Source organism: Bacteroidales bacterium, assembly GCA_035299085.1.
Classification (GTDB): Bacteria; Bacteroidota; Bacteroidia; order Bacteroidales; family UBA10428; genus UBA5072.
The window spans coordinates 78548-97938 of the sequence record DATGXG010000045.1 but is presented as its reverse complement, the minus strand read 5'-3'; the positions used below and the strand labels follow the sequence as shown (position 1 = coordinate 97938).

At 43.8% G+C, this 19391-nt stretch carries 15 protein-coding genes; 11 read left to right on the top strand and 4 right to left on the bottom strand.

Annotation, left to right across the window (positions count from 1 at the left end; all coding sequences use genetic code 11):
• The first annotated feature begins 42 nt into the window (after window positions 1-42).
• The 5 genes from VK179_14655 to dat are packed head-to-tail and all read left to right on the top strand — an operon-like array spanning window position 43 to window position 5532.
• Window positions 43-1428 (top strand): dihydrolipoamide acetyltransferase family protein, encoded by a 1386-nt coding sequence (locus VK179_14655; protein HLO59986.1) that lies wholly within the window; start codon window positions 43-45, stop codon window positions 1426-1428.
• A 14-nt stretch (window positions 1429-1442) separates the two neighbouring features.
• Window positions 1443-3521 carry a thiamine pyrophosphate-dependent enzyme gene (locus tag VK179_14650; protein ID HLO59985.1) on the top strand — a complete coding sequence of 693 codons (2079 nt, stop codon included), beginning with the start codon at window positions 1443-1445 and terminating at the stop codon, window positions 3519-3521.
• Window positions 3522-3543: 22 nt separating this feature from the next.
• Window positions 3544-4056 carry a flavodoxin gene (locus tag VK179_14645; GenBank protein ID HLO59984.1) on the top strand — a complete coding sequence of 171 codons (513 nt, stop codon included), beginning with the start codon at window positions 3544-3546 and terminating at the stop codon, window positions 4054-4056.
• Window positions 4057-4100: 44 nt separating this feature from the next.
• On the top strand, window positions 4101-4598 hold the full coding sequence (locus tag VK179_14640) for a thioredoxin family protein (GenBank protein HLO59983.1): 498 nt from the start codon (window positions 4101-4103) through the stop codon (window positions 4596-4598).
• 55 nt (window positions 4599-4653) lie between these two features.
• Window positions 4654-5532 carry a D-amino-acid transaminase gene (gene dat / locus VK179_14635; GenBank protein ID HLO59982.1) on the top strand — a complete coding sequence of 293 codons (879 nt, stop codon included), beginning with the start codon at window positions 4654-4656 and terminating at the stop codon, window positions 5530-5532.
• Between the two features lie 4 nt (window positions 5533-5536).
• Here the strand turns inward: dat and VK179_14630 are convergent, their stop codons facing one another.
• The 3 genes from VK179_14630 to VK179_14620 all read right to left on the bottom strand — a co-directional run bounded on the left by VK179_14630 (window position 5537) and on the right by VK179_14620 (window position 8083).
• Complete coding sequence (locus VK179_14630; GenBank protein HLO59981.1) at window positions 5537-6199, bottom strand: DedA family protein; 663 nt, start codon at window positions 6197-6199, stop codon at window positions 5537-5539.
• 31 nt (window positions 6200-6230) lie between these two features.
• Window positions 6231-7109: a DMT family transporter gene (locus tag VK179_14625; protein HLO59980.1), complete on the bottom strand. Its 879-nt coding sequence runs from the start codon at window positions 7107-7109 to the stop codon at window positions 6231-6233.
• Window positions 7110-7183: 74 nt separating this feature from the next.
• On the bottom strand, window positions 7184-8083 hold the full coding sequence (locus VK179_14620; GenBank protein ID HLO59979.1) for an EamA family transporter: 900 nt from the start codon (window positions 8081-8083) through the stop codon (window positions 7184-7186).
• A 302-nt stretch (window positions 8084-8385) separates the two neighbouring features.
• On the opposite strand from VK179_14620, the gene VK179_14615 reads away from it, so the two are divergent.
• Genes VK179_14615 through VK179_14595 form a run of 5 tightly spaced genes read left to right on the top strand, consistent with a single transcriptional unit; the run spans window position 8386 to window position 13538 of the window.
• Entirely contained in the window at window positions 8386-9117 is a 732-nt protein-coding gene (locus VK179_14615; protein ID HLO59978.1) for a 4Fe-4S dicluster domain-containing protein, read from the top strand.
• Entirely contained in the window at window positions 9114-10226 is a 1113-nt protein-coding gene (locus tag VK179_14610; protein HLO59977.1) for a heterodisulfide reductase-related iron-sulfur binding cluster, read from the top strand. The genes VK179_14615 and VK179_14610 overlap by 4 nt, the downstream gene beginning before the upstream one ends.
• 60 nt (window positions 10227-10286) lie before the next feature.
• A complete protein-coding gene (locus VK179_14605; protein HLO59976.1) occupies window positions 10287-11375 on the top strand; it encodes an FAD-dependent oxidoreductase in 1089 nt (362 codons plus the stop codon).
• Complete coding sequence (locus tag VK179_14600) at window positions 11372-11716, top strand: 4Fe-4S dicluster domain-containing protein (protein ID HLO59975.1); 345 nt, start codon at window positions 11372-11374, stop codon at window positions 11714-11716. The genes VK179_14605 and VK179_14600 overlap by 4 nt, the downstream gene beginning before the upstream one ends.
• The gene (locus VK179_14595; GenBank protein ID HLO59974.1) at window positions 11706-13538 is read left to right on the top strand and encodes a (Fe-S)-binding protein; all 1833 of its coding nucleotides are present in this window, start codon (window positions 11706-11708) and stop codon (window positions 13536-13538) included. The genes VK179_14600 and VK179_14595 overlap by 11 nt, the downstream gene beginning before the upstream one ends.
• Here VK179_14595 and VK179_14590 read toward each other — a convergent pair.
• Complete coding sequence (locus VK179_14590; GenBank protein ID HLO59973.1) at window positions 13432-15894, bottom strand: hypothetical protein; 2463 nt, start codon at window positions 15892-15894, stop codon at window positions 13432-13434. The two genes, VK179_14595 and VK179_14590, sit on opposite strands and share 107 nt — an antisense overlap.
• Window positions 15895-16102: 208 nt before the next feature.
• On the opposite strand from VK179_14590, the gene VK179_14585 reads away from it, so the two are divergent.
• Window positions 16103-19384: a SusC/RagA family TonB-linked outer membrane protein gene (locus VK179_14585; protein HLO59972.1), complete on the top strand. Its 3282-nt coding sequence runs from the start codon at window positions 16103-16105 to the stop codon at window positions 19382-19384.
• Window positions 19385-19391 lie beyond the last annotated feature (7 nt).

Here is a 19391-nt window from a genome sequence, read left to right as displayed (position 1 = left end):
CTTTTGAATTTTCGTATATTTGATTTATAGGAATAATATCACATGGCAGATTTTAACTTAGTAATGCCCAAATTGGGCGAGAGTGTTCAGGAAGCCACAATTACACGCTGGCTTGTGAAACCGGGAGACGTGATCGAAGAAGATGCTGTCTTACTGGAAATAGCCACTGATAAAGTGGATTCAGAAATCCCGTCGCCCGTAGCGGGTAAAGTTTTAAAAATTTTGTTTGCCGAGAACGCACTGGTCCCGGTAGGTGAAGTAATTGCAGTTATCAACACCGAAGGTCAGGGTGAAGTATCGGAAAATCAAGAAAAGCCTCAGGCTAAAGAATCAAAACCGGTAGCCGCCGAAACGACCCAGGCCAAATCAACAGCCGGAGCCGGAGAATTAAAAACCGCGTCAAATCAGCCTGCTGATGGCGCCATTACCGATGAACCCTCCACAGGCACACAGGGTGGAAATTTTGATGAAGAAGCTGGTGAGTCGGATCGTTTTTATTCTCCTCTTGTAATGAGCATTGCACGTAAAGAAAAGATCAGTGGAGCAGAGCTCGATTCAATAAAAGGTACCGGTGAAAACGGACGTGTAAGGAAACAGGATATTCTCAAATACCTTGAACAGCGTAGTAATCAACCTGCCCAGGCTAAACAGGATACAACAGCCAAAGCGGTACCTGCAGACAGGCCTGCCCCTGCTAAAGTGAACGTCAGTGCTATGGCCGGAGATGAAATTGTACAGATGGACCGGATGAGGAAGATGATTGCAGATCACATGGTGATGTCAAAGCAGGTTTCTCCTCATGTAACCAATTTTGTGGAGGCTGATGTAACAAACCTTGCACTTTGGCGTGAAAAGGTAAAAGACAGTTTCGCAAAACGTGAAAAAATAAAACTCACTTTCATGCCCGCTTTCCTTGAAGCCACAGCCAAAGCCTTGCGTGAATACCCCGGTGTGAATGCTTCAGTTGACGGGGATAAAATTATTCTCAGGAAAAACATCAATATCGGATTTGCAGTTGCCTTGAAAAACGGAAATTTGATCGTTCCTGTTCTCAAAAATGCCGACCAGAAGAGCATGGTTGGACTGGCAGTGGAGCTGAACCGTCTCAGCGAGGCAGCCCGCAACAGTTCCCTGTCTCCCGATGATATTCAGGGAGGAACATTTACCATTTCAAACTTTGGCACATTCCGGAATATTACAGGCACACCCATCATCAATCAACCCCAGGTTGCCATTCTTGCTACGGGAAATATTGAAAAGAAACCTGCAGTGATTGAGACTCCCACAGGAGATGTAATCGCCATAAGGCATAAGATGATCCTGTCACTCTCTTATGATCACAGGGTTGTAGACGGGGCTCTCGGAGGAATGTTCCTGAGAAGGATTGCCGATATACTTGAACAATTTGATATTAACAGAGAGGTTTAACTTTAAAATACGTGATGAATTACACTTCGCTTCCCGGAGCAATAACAGAATTAGAAATACCGAAACGGTTCGGCGTAAAAAATACAGATAAAGAAACGCTGTCAAAATGGTTTTACCTGTTGGTTATAGGCAGGATACTGGATGACCGTGCACCTAATTACCTGAAACAGGCGATAGGGTGGTCATACCATGCGCCTTATGCCGGCCATGACGGAATTCAGCTGGCAATCGGACAAATTTTTGATCGCCAGACCGACCATCTTTTCCCCTATTACCGCGATATGCTTACGGCCATTTCCTCCGGCTTAACAGCGGAAGAAATTATTTACAACGGAATTTCAAAAGCCCCTGATGTGGCTGGTGGCGGCAGGCATATGTCGAACCACTTTGCAAAACCTGAATGGAATATTCACAATGTGTCTTCAGCCACAGGCAATCATGCCCTTCATGCAGTGGGTGTTGGAAGGGGAATGAAAAAATACAATCACAAAGGAGTAAGTATTAGTTCACAGGGTGAGTCGTCGGTTTCCGAAGGATATGTTTATGAAGCGGTTAATGGCGCTTCTAATGAACAGTTACCTGTAATATTTGTATTCCAGGATAATGGTTACGGTATTTCTGTTCCCAAAGCGGATCAGACGGCGAACCGTAAAGTGGCCAATAATTTCAGAGGATTTAAAAATCTGAGAATCATTCATTGTAACGGGAAGGACGTATTTGATTCCATGAATGCCATGACCGAAGCAAAGGAGTGGGCAATCAAAAATCAGAAGCCCTGCATTGTGCAGGCAAACTGTGTGCGAATAAAATCGCATTCCAATTCTGACCGTCATGAGCTGTATCGTGATGATGCCGAACTGAATTACGTAAGCGATTATGATCCGCTCGGAAAATTCCACCGCTTGCTCATCCGCTATAACCGGTTCACTGAAGAAGAATTAAAAGCAATCGAAGAAAAAGCAAAGGCTGAAGTCAAGGAAGCTCACAAAAAGGGGATGGCAGCGCCTGATCCTGCTCCCGAATCGGTCACCAGTTTTGTATGGCCCGATCCGTATGTTTCACAAAAGTATCCTGAAGGACTTCATAACGACGAAGGCCCGAAGAAGAAACTGATAGAGGCTATAAACGAAACACTGAAAGCTGAATTCAGGGCAAATCCCGATACATTTATCTGGGGACAGGATATAGCCAACAAGGATAAAGGCGGAATATTCAACGTCACAAAAGGCATGCAGCAGGAATTTGGCATTGAAAGAGTTTTCAATGCTCCTATTGCAGAAGATTTCATACTCGGTACAGCCAACGGTATGTCGAGGTTCAATAAGAAAATCAGGCTGGTTGTTGAAGGTGCCGAATTTGCCGATTATTTTTGGCCGGCCATGGAGCAATTTGTAGAAACGACTCATGATTACTGGAGATCGAACGGCCAGTTTTCTCCTAATGTAACCGTAAGGCTTGCGTCGGGGGGGTACATCGGTGGCGGACTATACCATTCGCAGACTATCGAGGGTGCGCTGACGACCTTTCCGGGGGTGAGAATTGTATATCCTTCATTTGCCGATGATGCTGCCGGTTTATTGAGAACGTGCATGAAAAGTGAAGGCTTCACGATGTTCATGGAGCCCAAAGCGCTTTATAACTCACCCATTGCTGCCACACCGGTTCCTGAAGATTTTGAGGTGCCCTTTGGAAAGGCAAGGATAAGAATGGAAGGCAGCGACTTGACTGTGCTTACATACGGGAATGCCTCTCATATGTGCCTTCAGGCAGCCGGAAAGTTGGCAAAGGAAACAGGAGCCTCCATTGAGGTTATCGACCTAAGGTCACTGATTCCGCTGGATAAAGAGACCATTCTGAATTCCGTTAAAAAAACAGGAAAGGTGCTTGTAGTCCATGAAGATAAAGTCTTCTCGGGATTCGGAGGGGAATTATCCGCTATGATTACCGAAGAAGCATTTGAATATCTCGACGGCCCGGTCAGAAGAGTGGGATCTTTATTTACACCGGTCGGATTCAACCGTATTCTTGAAAAAGCTATTCTTCCGGATGCAGATAAGATTGAAAAAGCTATGAAAGAGTTGCTTGATTTTTGAATTCTCAAATCGCTAAGATAACATGGATAAGATTGCGCTGATATACAGTTTCAACACAAGAAAAACAACACAGGCCGCTGAGAAAATCGCACAGGAATTCGGTGATGCCGTAGTGAAAGTTAATGCGGAGACATTGACCGAAAAGGAATTCCTGTCCTACAAGAATCTTATACTGGGAGTTCCGACCTGGTTCGACGGTGAACTTCCCAACTATTGGGATGAGTTTGTTCCGGCCATTGAAGATATGGATTTAAAAGGCAAATCGATAGCCGTTTTTGGTAACGGAAATCAAAAAGGATATCCTGAAAATTTTGTTGACGGAATTGGCATAATGGCCCGTTTACTGAAAAGCAGGGGCGCTAAATTAACAGGATTTACAAGTACTTCAGGCTACACCTTTGAAAGTTCAAAGGCATTGGAAGACGATCACTTTTTGGGTTTGGCGCTTGATTTTGAAAATGGTGCCTCACAGGTCGGTGCTAAGGTTAAGAAATGGGTTGAACAACTTAAGTCGGAATTCAATCAAAAATCCTAAATTGGCCGTTCGAAACTTTAGTTGATTCATTCAAATTACTTCTCATGAAACATCTTGTTATCCTATTTATCGGCTTTCTGATGCTCATGCCTTCAAAAGCACAGCAAAGTCAGGGTCCTGCTATTTATAATCCCATGGCAAATGCTCAGGATGATCTGGCTGCTGCTTTAAAACAGGCTAAAGAACAGAAGAAACGGGTGCTGATCCAGGTGGGTGGTAACTGGTGTCCCTGGTGTATCCGGTTACATAATTTCATGCATACAGATGTGCAGGTTGACTCCATTATGAAAGCAGATTATGTGTTCATGCTTATCAACTACAGTCCTGAAAATAAAAATCCCGAAATTCTTGCCAGTCTTGAGTATCCCCAGCGTTTTGGATTTCCGGTTCTCCTTGTTTTGGATGAATCGGGCAAACGGCTGCATACGCAGGATTCGGGCTTGCTTGAACAAGGCAAAGGATATGATCCTGAAAAAGTAAAGCGATTTCTGCTCAGTTGGAACCGGTCAGCTCTTGATCCTGCAAGCTACATGAAAAAATAGCGGTGGTTTATTGATTTGAGGTTTCGCTATCTTTGCGATAGTTAACACTATTCATATGCTGCGACCTTCAACGGTTTACCTTAATGGTCAGTTTATCAGTCATGACCGCGCATACATCTCTCCTGATGACAGGGGTTTCTATTTTGCTGACGGCGTTTATGAGGTTGTAAAATTTTATAAAAACAAAGCTTTTTATTTCGCCGAACATATGGACAGGCTTGTCAACAGCCTAAAAGAAATTAAAATAAATTATACTGAAACCGAAAAGTTGCATGACGTATGCAGCGCTCTTATCGAAACAAATACTCTTAAAAAACTTCATGCAGGTGTTTACATCCAGATAACAAGGGGGGCCGCACCCAGAATCCACAGGTTTCCGGGAAATGATGTGAAACCGACAATCTTTGCCAGGGCATTTCATATGCCGGTTTGCATAACGGAATTATCAGAAGGTGTGCAGGTTTTGACCCGTGAGGACATTCGTTGGCTTAAATGCAATGTAAAGTCGATCGCATTGCTTCCCAATACATTACTTTTTGACGAAGTTGCGTCACAGGGCGCATTTGAATGTGTCCTTGTACGTAACGGCTTTGTTACCGAAGCTTCCCATTCAAATATACTGGCTGTTAAAAACGGTGTCGTGCAGACTCACCCGGATTCAAATCTTATTTTACCGGGAATCACAAAACTTGCTGTATTGAGGATATGTAAGAAGTTGGGGATTCCGGTAGTTGAAAAGCCTATCGAAGAATCAGCCATAACTTCTTATGATGAATGGTTTCTTACGGGTACAGGAAGCGAAGTAATGCCGGTGGTTAAAATAAACGATCATGTTGTGGGAAACGGAAAACCAGGCCCTGTCACCCGTCGCATCCAGCAGGAATTCTTTCGAATGACTTATGAAGAGCTTGCGGGTGAAAAATTTACGATTTAGCGATTTACGATTTGCGATTTCGCCTTGACAGCAAAAACTGCTTTACAAAAGCATAAAATGGCGGAATAAAGGAAACGGCTATAATGGCCAGAACCACAATGGAGAAGTTTTCCTTAACAAAAGGAATATTCCCGAAAAAGTATCCTGCCAGGCTGAAAAGGGTAACCCAGATGGCATTTCCCATGATGCAGAAAGCGAGGAATCTCATATACTTCATCGTACCCACACCGGCTACAAATGGTGCAAAAGTCCTTATAATAGGCATGAATCGGGCAATGATAAGCGTAACGCCGCCATGCTTTTCATAAAATGCATGAGTTTCATCGAGATATTTCCGCTTAATCAGTTTATAGTCCTTTTCATATACTTTTCCACCAAGTAATCTGCCGATCGAATAATTCGTATTATCGCCAAGAAAGGCAGCCAGGAATAAAAGCGGAATAATAAACACGATATTTAGCGGGTGTCCCTGCATGGCTGCAACTGCTCCGGCGGCAAACAACAATGAATCACCCGGAAGAAACGGAGTCACAACAAGACCGGTTTCACAGAAAATAATCAGGAACAGGATGGCATAGGTCCATGATTGATACTGGGTAACGATTTCAACTAAATGTTTATCGATATGCAGAACGAAATCGATGAAAAAATGGATCAGGTCGCTCATTGTTTAACTTTAAAGTGCAAAACTATTAAAATTATTGCTCATCCTCCGCGGATATCTTTTTTTGCTTCTGAAGTAAGCTGACACCCAAAATTGACAAAATGATAAGTAATCCGCCAATCACAATTCTTGGCAAAAGAGGTTCTGCAAAAAATATAAAACCCAAAAGGGCAGCGAATACAATTCGGGATGATGATACCATGGAACCAGCGCGGGCATTTACATTTTTATATCCCATGGTGAGTAAAACCTGTCCGGTTACCCCGAGTACCCCACTGGCAAAAAGAGGGATGTAATCTGCAGGTAAAGGTGCCACAAATACTGGAGCCATCATAAAAGCATTGCAGACCGTACCGATAGCCATTAGGTAAAACACAATAAGAACAGTAGAATCATATTCGCGGGCAACCGAAAGCGTGATAATGGCAAATGCTGCGAGAATACCGGATGACAGTCCCACCAGGTCACCTTTGTTTACGTGTGAAAAATCGGGAAAAATAACAAGGTAAATCCCTGTCATAGCTGTAACCAAAAAAACAAGGGAAAACCGGTTCATCTTTTCAAGTCTGAACAGGGGGGCAAGCATGAAAATGAACACCGGATAAGTCATGTTAAGCATATTGCCATTGGTGACTGAACTGTGTTCTACGGCATAGAAAAATGTTACGAGGGCTGAAAAGCTGAATATGGCACGGGCTATTACGAGCATCGGCTTCTGTGGAATGAAACGTGTTTTGGTGCGCCGCATATACACTGCGGCGATAACAGTGCCCAACGACACCCTGAAAAAAGTAATTTCAATTGCCGGAATGTCAGTATGGTTGGTAACATACTTTACGAATACGGTTGCGGCGGCAAAACAAAATTCCGCCAGGATCAGCAGGATTATTCCGCTTTTTAAATATTTTTTCATTTAAACTTCTGAACTTCTAAACTTCTAAACTTCTGAACACCGAACACCGAACACCGATTTACGAATATCGAAGATCAAAGACTCCCCAGCACTACCAGCGCAACGCCGGCAAGAATACCGGCCAGCACAAGGCCTCGTCGCCTGAGGCTGCTTTCCTTGAAATAAACTGCCCCGGCAATGAAAACAATTACTGACGATGCCCTGCGGACGATAATAAGTACCGAAACCAGTGAGCCCTCATAGGAAAGCGCCTTGAAATAAAAGAAATCTGCCGCTACAAGGAAAACCCCGATAAGTGCAATCGACCACCTCCACTGCAGTTTCGTAGTTGTTTTTCTCGAAGGATACCAGATTACGAGGACTATAACAAGGAAAATCAGGGCAGTGTAAACAGAAAACCAGGCTTGCATGGAGATTCGGTCATAGTGTTGCACAAGGTATTTATCCAGGAGGGCACTGATGCTGTTAAACACGATGCTGAGAAAAGCAAAAAACAACCACCGTTTGTCAGTGGATTGTGAGCCTTTTATGTTTCCTCCAAATGACAGCGAATAATAAAAAACGAGTGAAAGGGCCACACCTGTCCACTGAAGTGCGTTCATGCTTTCGCGGTATATAATAAGTGCTCCGAGCATCGTCCATACAGGGCCTGATGCATTGATCGGGGCCAGCAGGGTCACCGGCAAATGTTTCACAGAGAAATAACCGAATGTCCAGGCGGTTGCAACAACCAGCGATTTTACCATAAACAGGAGGTGCCCTGTCGAGGAGGATTGCGGAATCAACAATCCTGCCCTTGCCGCCAAATCAGGAGAATAGGTTGATAAAATAAGCATTGGAATGAACAGGACCGCTGCAGAAGCTGACCCGAGAAACAGCACAGGTAACACGGCATTATGGTTTACCCCTGTCTTCTTGAATATTTCATGAAAACCCAGAAAAGCGGCAGAAACAATTCCTAATAGTATCCACATAGGGGCGCAAGATAGTGAGAAAGTTCGTTATTCGTAAATCGGTGTTCCTTGTTCGGTGTTGGTTAATGGGACGTATGGGACATATGGGACTTATGGAGTTTACTGTATTCGGTATTCGGTATTCTGTATTCGGTTTGGGTATCCAGTATCTAACATCCAGTATCCAGTATCCAGTATCCAGCATCCAGTATCCAGTATCCAATATCCAGCATCCAGCATCCAGTTTTAGGTACAAATGCCTATTCAGATTTGGTAAAACGGCTAATGGTCTGTGATTACCTAGTTTTTACATTTGTTTGAAGATGCGCATCTGTACTATGGATTATTATAAAGAACTCTGTTCTGACGTTAGATTTGTGGAAGGCCTTACCGGATGCCTCAATTGTGGTACATGCACTGCAATTTGTGCTGCAGCAGAGTTTTATAATTACGACCCCCGGATTATAGCCGAAACCGTCCAAACCAGGGATAATAACAAAATTGAGGAATTACTTACAGGTAATACAATCTGGTACTGCGGTGAATGCATGTCATGCAAAACCCGTTGCCCCCGAAATAATGCTCCTGGTCTGCTCATTATGGCATTAAGAGCTCTCAGCGTAAAAACCGGTTTATTCACTGAATCCGAAAAGGGGAGACAGCAACTGGTTCTTAAAAGAACCATGGGTGAGTGGATCCTGAAATACGGGTATTGCCTGTACCGCGAAGAAATGTCGATGGCAGACCATCCTGAACAGGGCCCGACATGGGAATGGCAGAATAATAACCTGGATAAGCTGTTTGAACGATTTGGTGCAACCTACAAGGGTGACGGTCCGGGACCTCTCAGGAAAGTACCCGCAGAAGCTCTTGCCGAACTCAGAAAGATCTTTGATGTTACCGGCGCTTCTGATTTATTCAATTTTATTGAAAAGAAATCCGCTGAAAAAGCTGAAGAATTAGGGCTTGAATTTAATGAGAAGCTGGATTGCGGCTACCTTAACCAGATTTATAACCTCGACAGCGGCATACATACAAAAGATCAGGCAATATGAAGATCGAAGGTAAAAGAAGATTGTGGCAGGAATACCAGAAGGAAATTGCAACGGACAAATTCTTTTATGTTCGCAGTTGTGTAAGGCAGAATTTTTTTCCCGGCGCCGAGCAGATTTTCCTTAGAATAATGCGTGAATCGCTCGGTAAGACGGTATATGAAAATCCCGGCCATACCACATGCACCGGTATCGGTTACCACTGCGATGTAGTTCCTTTCAATACCACAATGACGGTTGTTGCACGCCAATTTGCTCTCATGACCGAAGCCGGGTATGAGAATTTGGCTGTTTCGTGCATAACCTCCTTTGGACTGTATACTGAAATACTCGAAACCTGGCATCATTTTCCTGAAGTTGAAGAGAAGACCCGTGAATACCTTAGAAAGGCCACGGGAAGAGAATTTTCTATTCCAAAAAACCTTGCGCATGCCAGCGACATAGTGTATAAGCTCAGGCATGAAATAGCTGAGAAAGCTCCATTCCGACTGGTTAACCAGGTTACCGGCAGACCCTTGAAAGTGGTTGAACATATAGGATGCCATTATTCAAAAATGTTTCCTCATAAAGGCGTGGGCGGAGCTGAATACCCGTATGTACTTGCCGGACTGGTGGAAGCACTGGGAGGCGAGATTGTTGATTATCCCGAGCGCAGGCACTGCTGTGGTTTTGGTTTCAGGCAATATGTAGTAAGGGCTAACCGGGGTTATTCGCTTTCATGCAGCAAAAAGAAATTTGATTCCATGGAGCCCTATCAGCCCGACCTGATCATTACCAACTGCCCCGGATGTCCTTATTTCATGGATCGGTGGCAGTATGTGGTAAGTGAGATGCAGGGCAAAACATACGGCGAAAACGGGCATGGTATTCCGGTTCTGACTTATGAAGAACTTGCAGGTTTGGTTCTTGGATATGATCCCTGGGAGATTGGTCTCCAAACACACCAGGTCTCTTCGGAACCGCTACTTGTGAAAATGGGAATTCCATTTGATCCGGATAAGAAATATCTCGGGAAAAACGGAGAATTGTTAGGACGCCCGGCTAAACCGAATTACCTCAAGATTGATATGGAAGGACTCACGATGCCGTCACCGGCTCTGGTAGTCCCATAGGTCCCCTAGGTCCCATAGGTCTCATGAAACCAACACCGAACAAGGAGCACTGATTTAAGAATATCGAAGATTAGAAAAAACAACAAAAGCGTGAAAAGCATAGCAATCATCGGCGGGGGAGTGGCAGGGATGGAAGCTGCATCCAGGTTGAATCAGCAGGGATTTGCAGTTACCATTATCGAATCAGCTGATAAACTGGGCGGAAGGTTGAATCAGTGGCATGCGTTATTTCCTGCAAGGCATTCTTCGGATGAACTGCTTAAAAGCCTTACAAAACAGATGGGCGAGGGAATCAGTGTCATCTGTAATGCAAGAGTAACCGAAATTGAAAAAAATGATGACGGGTTTGCGGTAAAAATCAACAACAATCGCATGATCACTGCAAATGCGATGCTGCTTACAACCGGTTTCGACATTTTTGAAGCCGAAAGAAAAGAAGAATACGGCTATGGTATTTACGAAAATGTAATTACATCGGTTGACCTGGAGCAGCAATTCCGGTCGGGTAAACCGGTTGTCAATGCAAAAGGCAATACGCCCGCCAGGATTGGATTTGTTCACTGTGTCGGATCACGCGATGAGAAAGCGGGCAACCTTCATTGTTCAAAAGTGTGTTGCATAACAGCTGTTAAACAAGCGATTGAGGTAAAAGAGATGCTTCCAAACGCGGAAGTATTCCTGTTTTACATGGATCTTCGTATGTTCGGCCGCCATTTTGAAGAATTATACAAGGAAGCCCAGTTTAAATATGGCATACAGTTCATCAGGGCACGGTTATCCGAGGCATTTGAAAATCCTGACGGATCGTTGCAAATCAGGATAGAAGATACGCTCCTTGCCAGGCCTCTGAAAATGCATCTTGATATGCTTGTCCTTATGACTGGCATACAGCCGCAGCGGAAGGCCGGAAACATTATTGACATGCTGAGTCTGAAAAGGGATGCGGATGGTTTTATCCTCCAGGAAGACAGCTATACATCCCCATTCAGGTCATCCATTCCCGGCCTTTACTGTGCCGGAGGGATAAATGGCCCGAAAAGCATTGATGAGACGCTTACCGAAGCAAGAGCTGCTTCACTTGAAATTGCAGAATACCTGGTGAGCATTGAAAAACACAAGGAAGAAAAAGAATTTGTAATCGAACTATGATCAATTTCGGATATACAATACAAACCGACAGGCAGATTGATTATGACGGCGGTAACCGGAGGATCCTCAATGCAGTAAGGAAAGGAGAACCTTCAGTGGACTGGTGCATGAGTTGCGGCACATGCTCTTCGTCATGTACGGCAGCTGTTTCAACTGATTACAGCCTTAGGAAGCTGATTCTTCTCGCCCGCAGGGGTATTGAGGAAGAAATACTAAAATCGGTTTTCCGTTGCCGGTTTTGCGGGAAATGCATTAATGCATGTCCCCGCGGAGTAAACACCAGGAATGTAATATACCATATGCAGCTTGCTGCAAGTAAAATACAGAACCATGAAATTTGATGCATTTGTTCTTCCGTTTACCATCGGACTTATATTCCTGCTCGGATACCTTGCAGTGAAGTACAGCCTTTGGTTTATCAGGCTTGAGAAACAGGCGAAGTCAAAAGTCATTGGCGGCTTTTTCAGTCTTAAAATTTTCCCTGCTCTTGCTGAAATAGTATGGGAAAGCCTTCTGCACCGCAAGATTTTCAAAAAAAACAGGTTGCTGGGTTTCATGCACATGAGCCTGGCATTTGGCTGGTTTTTACTCATTGCCATAGGCAATCTTGAAAGCCGTGTTTATGAACCATCAGCCATGAATCCACCATACGTACCCATTTTCTTCAAGTTTTTCAATTCCAATCCCGGCGTTTTTCCTTTACACAGTGTTTTCTCATTTGTAATGGATTTACTGTTATTACTGGTACTTGCCGGGGTGACCCTGGCTTTTGCAAAACGCATCTATTCCAGGGCATACGGAATGAAGCGCACTACCAAATTGCAGCCCGGTGACCGGATTGCCCTTACAGCTCTCTGGTGCATATTTCCCCTGCGATTGCTGGCTGAAAGCCTTACAAGCGCTGTTTTCCACGGAGGTGATTTCCTTACCGGAACTGTCGGTAACCTGCTGAGTTTTCTTCCCGCAGACAAATTGTACTATCCCGCCTGGTGGGCGTATTCGCTTTCACTGGGCGCTTTCTTTGTATGCCTGCCGTTTTCGCGGTACATGCATATCCCTACCGAAGTAGTTTTGATATTCTCACGGCATTTCGGACTTACTGAAGGAATCAGGCGTACCCCTGTAACTGAAATCGAAATCAATTCCTGTTCAAGATGCGGCATCTGCCTGGATACGTGCCAGCTATCGTTTGCAGGAGGAATTCAGAATATACAATCAGCCTATCAGCTGAAAGCAATCCGCTACAACAATATCAGGCCGCAGGAAACCTTCAATTGCCTCATGTGTGGCAGATGTGAAAGTGTTTGTCCGGTTGGTATCGATATCAGCAACATCCGGATGATTACCCGCAATGAACTGAATGGCCGGGTACCTGATCCCACATTCGGCAGCCAGACTATGCCGCATACCCGGAAAGCGGATGTTATTTACTTTGCCGGATGCATGACTCACCAGACGCCATCCATTAAAAAGGCAATGACTGCGATTATGGAACAGGCAGGTGTTAATTTCTGGTTTATGGATGAATCAGGAGGATTATGCTGCGGACGCCCCATGATGCTGGCAGGCCACCGTGAACAGGCAGAAATTATGATCGCCAAAAATCGTAAAATGATTTTAGATTCAGGCGCTTCAACACTGGTAACTTCCTGCCCGATTTGCTATAAAATTTTCTCACAGGAATACGACCTAAACCTGAAAGTTGTGCACCATACCCAGTTTTTGCTTGACCTGGCTGAAAGACAAAAAATATCCCTGGTACACAATGCCGGTAAAGTTGTTTATCACGATCCCTGTGAATTAAGTCGTGATATCCGCATTTATGATGAGCCCCGCAAATTGCTGGGTAAAATGTATAAGATAAGTTCATCCGAATATGAAAAAGATAATACGCTTTGTTGCGGGAACAGCCTTGCCAATTTCTCAGCTTCAAATGAGGTTCGCCGAAAAGTGGCCGTGGATGCGTGTGAAAAAATGAAGGTATCGGAGGCCTCTTACCTTGTAACATCATGCCCGATGTGCAGGAAAGCCTTTGAAAAAGTTTCGGAAGCTCCTGTCAGAGATATCGCTGAATTAGTGCAGCATTCGATTCAAAAAAATCAACAACATGTTTCTTCTTCCATAAAGAAGATTCACCGGCCTGCTCAAGCAGTGATCGGTTAACTGATTTGATTTTGGTGAGTATTGCCGGGGAATCCGCCATACATCCTGAACCGAACACAAGCAATTTGCTGAAATCAGGAATTTCAGTGAAGAAAACCTTAATATCAGCGGTGTCTTTTTTGAATGTTTCGACCTGCAGGAAGGGATTATCATCTGTTTTTACAGGTGTTTTCTGAATCGGTATACTTTTCTCATTTATTAAATAGCGGCCAGCCAGCTCTTCAGCATTTATAATACCTGCTTGCATTAATGTTCCGTTTCTGCTGAGTTTTGCCATAAGTGTCGTAAGCCCGCAAAAATCAATTACAGCCTGATCTTTGCAGGAAACCATCAGCAACCTGTCGGGCGATACATACCACACACTTACAGAACTGAAAACTGAATTCGCAGTTCTCAGGGTTAAGAGAAAATCACAGGATGCTAAATCATGAAAGGGAATGATCTGGCACAAAATTCCTTTGTCACTCAGCTTTTTAAAAGCGAGTTGATAAAATTCACGTGTAAATCGGTTCGGGAACTGAAATAATTGCTGAGAGCCTGAAGTAATCAGGTCAAATTTCATGTCAGTCCGGTTGAGGTAACTTCTTACATCTTCTATGTCGGTTTCCACTTCAGGGCTGCTGAGTACGTCGTTATTCTCATTGGAAAAAACATCGGATGAAGCCCTGATAATTTCAGGAAACACTTCCGTAATATGAATAGTTGTCAGGCCTTGTTGATCCAATACATTTGGTGTTATCCCTGTTCCAAAACCCATAATCAGGGCAGTTTTTATTCCTGGTTGGATGGCAAGCGGAATTACGGCGGAAAGAATCTGCTCCTTTTTTCCATCAGGATCGCTTCCTACATAATAATTATTATTCAGATAAAGCATTTTACCTTCCTTTTCTGAAATGACATTCACCGAAACGGTGCTTCCTTCTTCATTCAGATCCGTTGTTTCTGTAATTTTCCTGAAATCGGAAATGTAAAGAAAGGCAGCAATTAAAATGAAAAGAATCGTTACGAAAAAACCGTAGCCGAACCGGAATCCCCTTATAAGCCTTGAATCGCGAAATATAAGGAAAACACCTGATAGCAGAAGAATCAGGGAAAGAAGAATAAAGGATAATTCAATTCCGGCAACCGGAATAATAATATACGGAGTGAGAAATAGCGAGGCAATAATGCTCAGGAAGATCAAACCTGCCAGCTTGCCTGTGTTAGTTGCTATAAGGCGGAAGCGCTTAGGATAAAGGCGCCCGGCTACAGGAAATGATATTCCGTAAAGCAGGGATGGAATGAATAATAAAATTCCTGAAAATAGTACCTGCTTAAGAACAAGTGAAAGAAGGTTGTCAGGAACAAGGTCCTGTAATGTTTTCAATAAAAAAATGTGAAGAACGGCAAAAGAAATCAGTGAAGCAAAGCCCGAAAATATCTGCAGGGTGGCCAGGGAAAGAAACTTATTAACGGTTTTCTCTGCAGTTTTCTTGTAAAACAGGCTACCTGCTATTAATCCGAGCAAAACAATGATAATATTGACAATATAAAAAACCGGCAGACTGATTTCATTATGACGGATCAATATACGGAACGAAAGAATGATCATCGAAGTGAAAGCGAAGGTTTGAAATACTGAACCGTAAAGAAGGGCCCGTGTTAATTTTGCCCCGGTTTCAAGAATCACTTTCTTTTTACGAAACCGCAGAGGCCTTTGCTGCTGAATGGCAGATGACTCATTGCCTTTTGATACTGTTTTCTTTTTTGCATGCCTTAACATCAAAATAGAGATACCGGTTGAAATGGTGAAAACAATGATTGCCAGGTAATTCATTTTGACTATGCCAAACCTTGATATGAGTGGTATGGCAGAAGAAAGTACAATTAAGGCACCGAATGAAACAGACATCAGCGCTGAACTCACAAACAACCCTGTTTCACCCAGGTTTCTGATATAAATCCTGATTACAAGGGGCAACATACCGGCAATCACAAAAGCAGGAACGAAGAGGTATAGAAAGGAGACAACAAATCGCAGGATAACCAGGCCGAATTTACCGGTTGAATTACCTGTCAATTTTTCGTTAAAAACTTCAAAAAGTGCAGAATGAAACAGCAGAAAGACAATTAAGAGTGCTGAAAAAATAAGGTAGACAGTAACAGGGAATTTAATCCTGTCGGCAATACGTCCGGAAAAAAATGCTCCAGCCGATAAGGAAAGAAATAATGCGGCTAAAATAAGTACAAACGAAAGGAGGTGAATACCATAGACAAGTGTAAGTTGCCTGATCATGACAGGGAAAACAATCGACGCCGTAACACCGATTATCCCTGTTATAAAATAGTATGAAAATGGAATCCTACGCGGACGCATTCTGTCAGAAAAAGTGCTAAAGGTAACAAAAGAAAAAAAGAAAGCCCATGCCCTGAAGCAAAAATAAGGTCTTCATATTCAACCATTCATATAAAGGTTTGTTTATGGTAATAAGCCGACAGGACCACAGTGGGACATAAGTTACATGCAATGTTTGGTGGTTAACGGAAAATCAGTTGAGGCAGATTGTAAACCTAATATTGAATGTATGAGAAAAATTTTTACTTTTTTCGTATGCGTGTGCATATGCGGGATATCTGCTATTCATGCGCAGGATGTACAAATCAGGGGCACTGTAACCGCTGCTGAGGATGGTTCGCCATTACCTGGTGTGTACGTAAAAATCAAGGGAACCAACAGTGGTACAGTGACCGATGCAAACGGAACATACCAGGTATCTGCACCGTCAAACGGAACGCTTGTGTTTTCGTTTATCGGTTACGAGTCCAAAGAAGTTGAAATAGCCGGCCAGACGGTTATAGACGTCGCGCTTTCCTCGGGCGTTACCCAGATGTCAGAGGTTGTGGTTACGGCTTTGGGTATTACGCGTGAGAAGAAATCACTGGGATATGCCACCCAGGAAGTCAGCGGTGATGCAGTAAACACGATCAAGACGGATAACTTTATCAATTCGTTGTCGGGTAAAATCGCCGGGGTTAATGTTAAGACCAACAATAACATGGGTGGTTCCACCAATATTGTGATCAGGGGTGCCAAATCACTCACAGGCAATAACCAGGCTTTGTTTGTTGTCGACGGTGTTCCTGTCGACAACGCCAATACTAATAACGCCGGTCAGCTTGAAGGCAGGAGCGGTTATGATTATGGCAACACAGCTTCCGACATCAACCCGAATGACATTGAATCCATCAGTGTTCTGAAAGGAGCCGCTGCATCAGCTCTTTATGGCGCCCGTGCTGCAAATGGCGTTGTTATGATTACAACCAAGAAGGGTGCAAAGCAGGCTGCAAAAGGATTTGGTGTAAATCTGAATTCGAATGTTACTTTTTCAAAAATTGATAAAAGCACGTTGCCGGATTACCAGAATCAATATGGTGGCGGTTACGGCCCATTTTACAGCGATGGTGAACATCCTGGCCTGGAAATATATGACAGTGACGGAGACGGAGTGGATGATTTAAATGTACCGTTTTATGAAGATGCTTCTTACGGAGAGAAATTTGATCCGAGCCTGCAGGTATTTCAATGGGATGCTTTTGTTCCCGAATCACCTAATTATTTGAAAAAGACTCCATGGGTACCTTCAAAACACGGTCCTGATGAATTCTTTGAAACCGGTGTTACCTGGACAAACACCCTTGAAATTACAGGGGGTGCAGAGAAATCAGCATTCAGACTATCCTATACAAATTATGATCAGAAAGCCATTATGCCCAACGGTTATCTCCGAAAGAATAACCTTACATTTAACGGATCGCATGATGTGCTCAAAAACCTGACGGTTTCAGCATCCGCCAATTATACCAATACGAAAGGAAAAGGGCGTAACTCAACCGGTTACAGCGACAATATCATGACTTCATTCAGGCAGTGGTACCAGGTAAATACAGATATAAAACTCCTGGAGGATCTTTACCACAAAACAGGAAGGAATATCTCATGGAACAGGACATATTCCGATGATCCTTACCCATTATACTGGGATAGTCCTTATTGGGTAAGGTATAAGAATTATGAGACTGATGAGAGGAACCGGTTGCTTGGTTATGTACAGACTGACTGGAAAGCTCTGCCATGGCTTAGTTTTATGGGAAGGGCCGCAGTGGATACTTATAATGAACTCCAGGAAGAACGTAAGGCAATCGGATCGGTAGCCGGTGAACTCGGCGTCGGTCGTCCGGATGTTACTTCGGGCTATTCAAGGCTCAGCCGCACCCACCTGGGGTTAAACCTTGATCTGTTGGCGAACTTCAGAAAAGATATCACCGAAAAACTGAATTTAAACGGTATGGTTGGGGTTAACTTTAATAAAAGAACCACTGACCAGGTATTTGAATCAACAAACGGTGGATTAAGTGTTTCCGATGTATATTCACTGGGTAACAGTCTTGATCCGATGCTTCCGCCTGAAGAATCGAATGCCATCATAGCACTGAACGGTTACTATGCGAGCGTTTCTCTTGGTTTCGCAAACACCCTTTTCCTTGACGGAACATACAGGATTGACCAGTCATCCACGTTGCCGAAGGAAAACTGGACCTACACCTATCCGAGTGTTACTCTCAGCTTTCTCTTCTCTGAGATACTGAAAGCTAACTGGCTGCAATTGGGGAAAGTTCGCCTGAACTATGCTGAAGTGGGCAGTGATGCACCTTATGCAAGTATAAATGATATATACACCCAGATAACGCCGTTTAACCGGAACTCAATGGTATCCGTTTCGAGTATAAAAAATAATCCGAACCTGAAACCAGAAAGAACAAAGAGTATTGAAGGCGGTCTTGAATTGTCCATGTTCCAGAGCAGGGTAGGGCTTGACCTTGCCTTATATAAACAGAACACGGTTGACCAGATATTGCCCATTACCTTATCCCGGGCGACCGGAAGATCCTTCAAATATGTAAATGCCGGTGAAATTGAAAATAAAGGGATCGAGGTACAGTTGAACCTTGTACCTGTCAAAGTGAATGATTTCAGTTGGACACTGTCCCTGATGTGGTCACGGAATAAGAACCAGGTGAAGGATTTGGCTCCCGGAATTGAAAACCTTGAACTGGGTTCATTGCAGGGTGGTGTTTCAATCAATGCCAGGAAGGGCGAACCGTATGGTGCAATCCAGGGAACCGATTTCCAGTATGTGAATGGTCAGAGACTTGTAAGAGCAAGCGGCTACTATCGCAGGACAACCAGTTCGGATATAGTGATAGGAAATATCAATCCCGACTGGAATGGCGGAATAAGTAATGCGCTGGCTTTCCGGGGTTTGAAATTAAGCTTCCTTATTGATATTCAGAAGGGCGGGGATATCTTCTCCCTTGACCAGTGGTACGGACAGGCAACCGGTATTTATAAAGAATCGGTCAGAAAAAATGATCTTGGTAATCCTATCCGTAATCATGTCTACACCGTTTATGGTGATCCTACAACACCGATGCTCGAGAATCCGGGCGGTATCATTTTCCCGGGTGTTTTTGAGGATGGCACACCCAATAATGTAAGAGTGGAGGGTGCTGATTACAGGGCATTCGGCTATGTATACTGGCCAAATTCTGCTTATATATATGATGCGTCCTATGTAAAGTTACGCGAGGTGGTTCTAACCTATGCACTGCCCCCAAGGATACTGGGAAAATCATTTATATCCGGAGCATCCATAAATTTTATCGGTTCAAACCTGTGGATTATTCATAAGAATCTTCCCTATTCTGATCCGGAAGCCGGCCAGAGTTCAGGAAACCTCCAGGGATGGCAGAGCGGAGCGCTTCCTTCAACAAGGAATTTTGGTGTGGGTATTAACGTCCAATTTTAATTCGTAA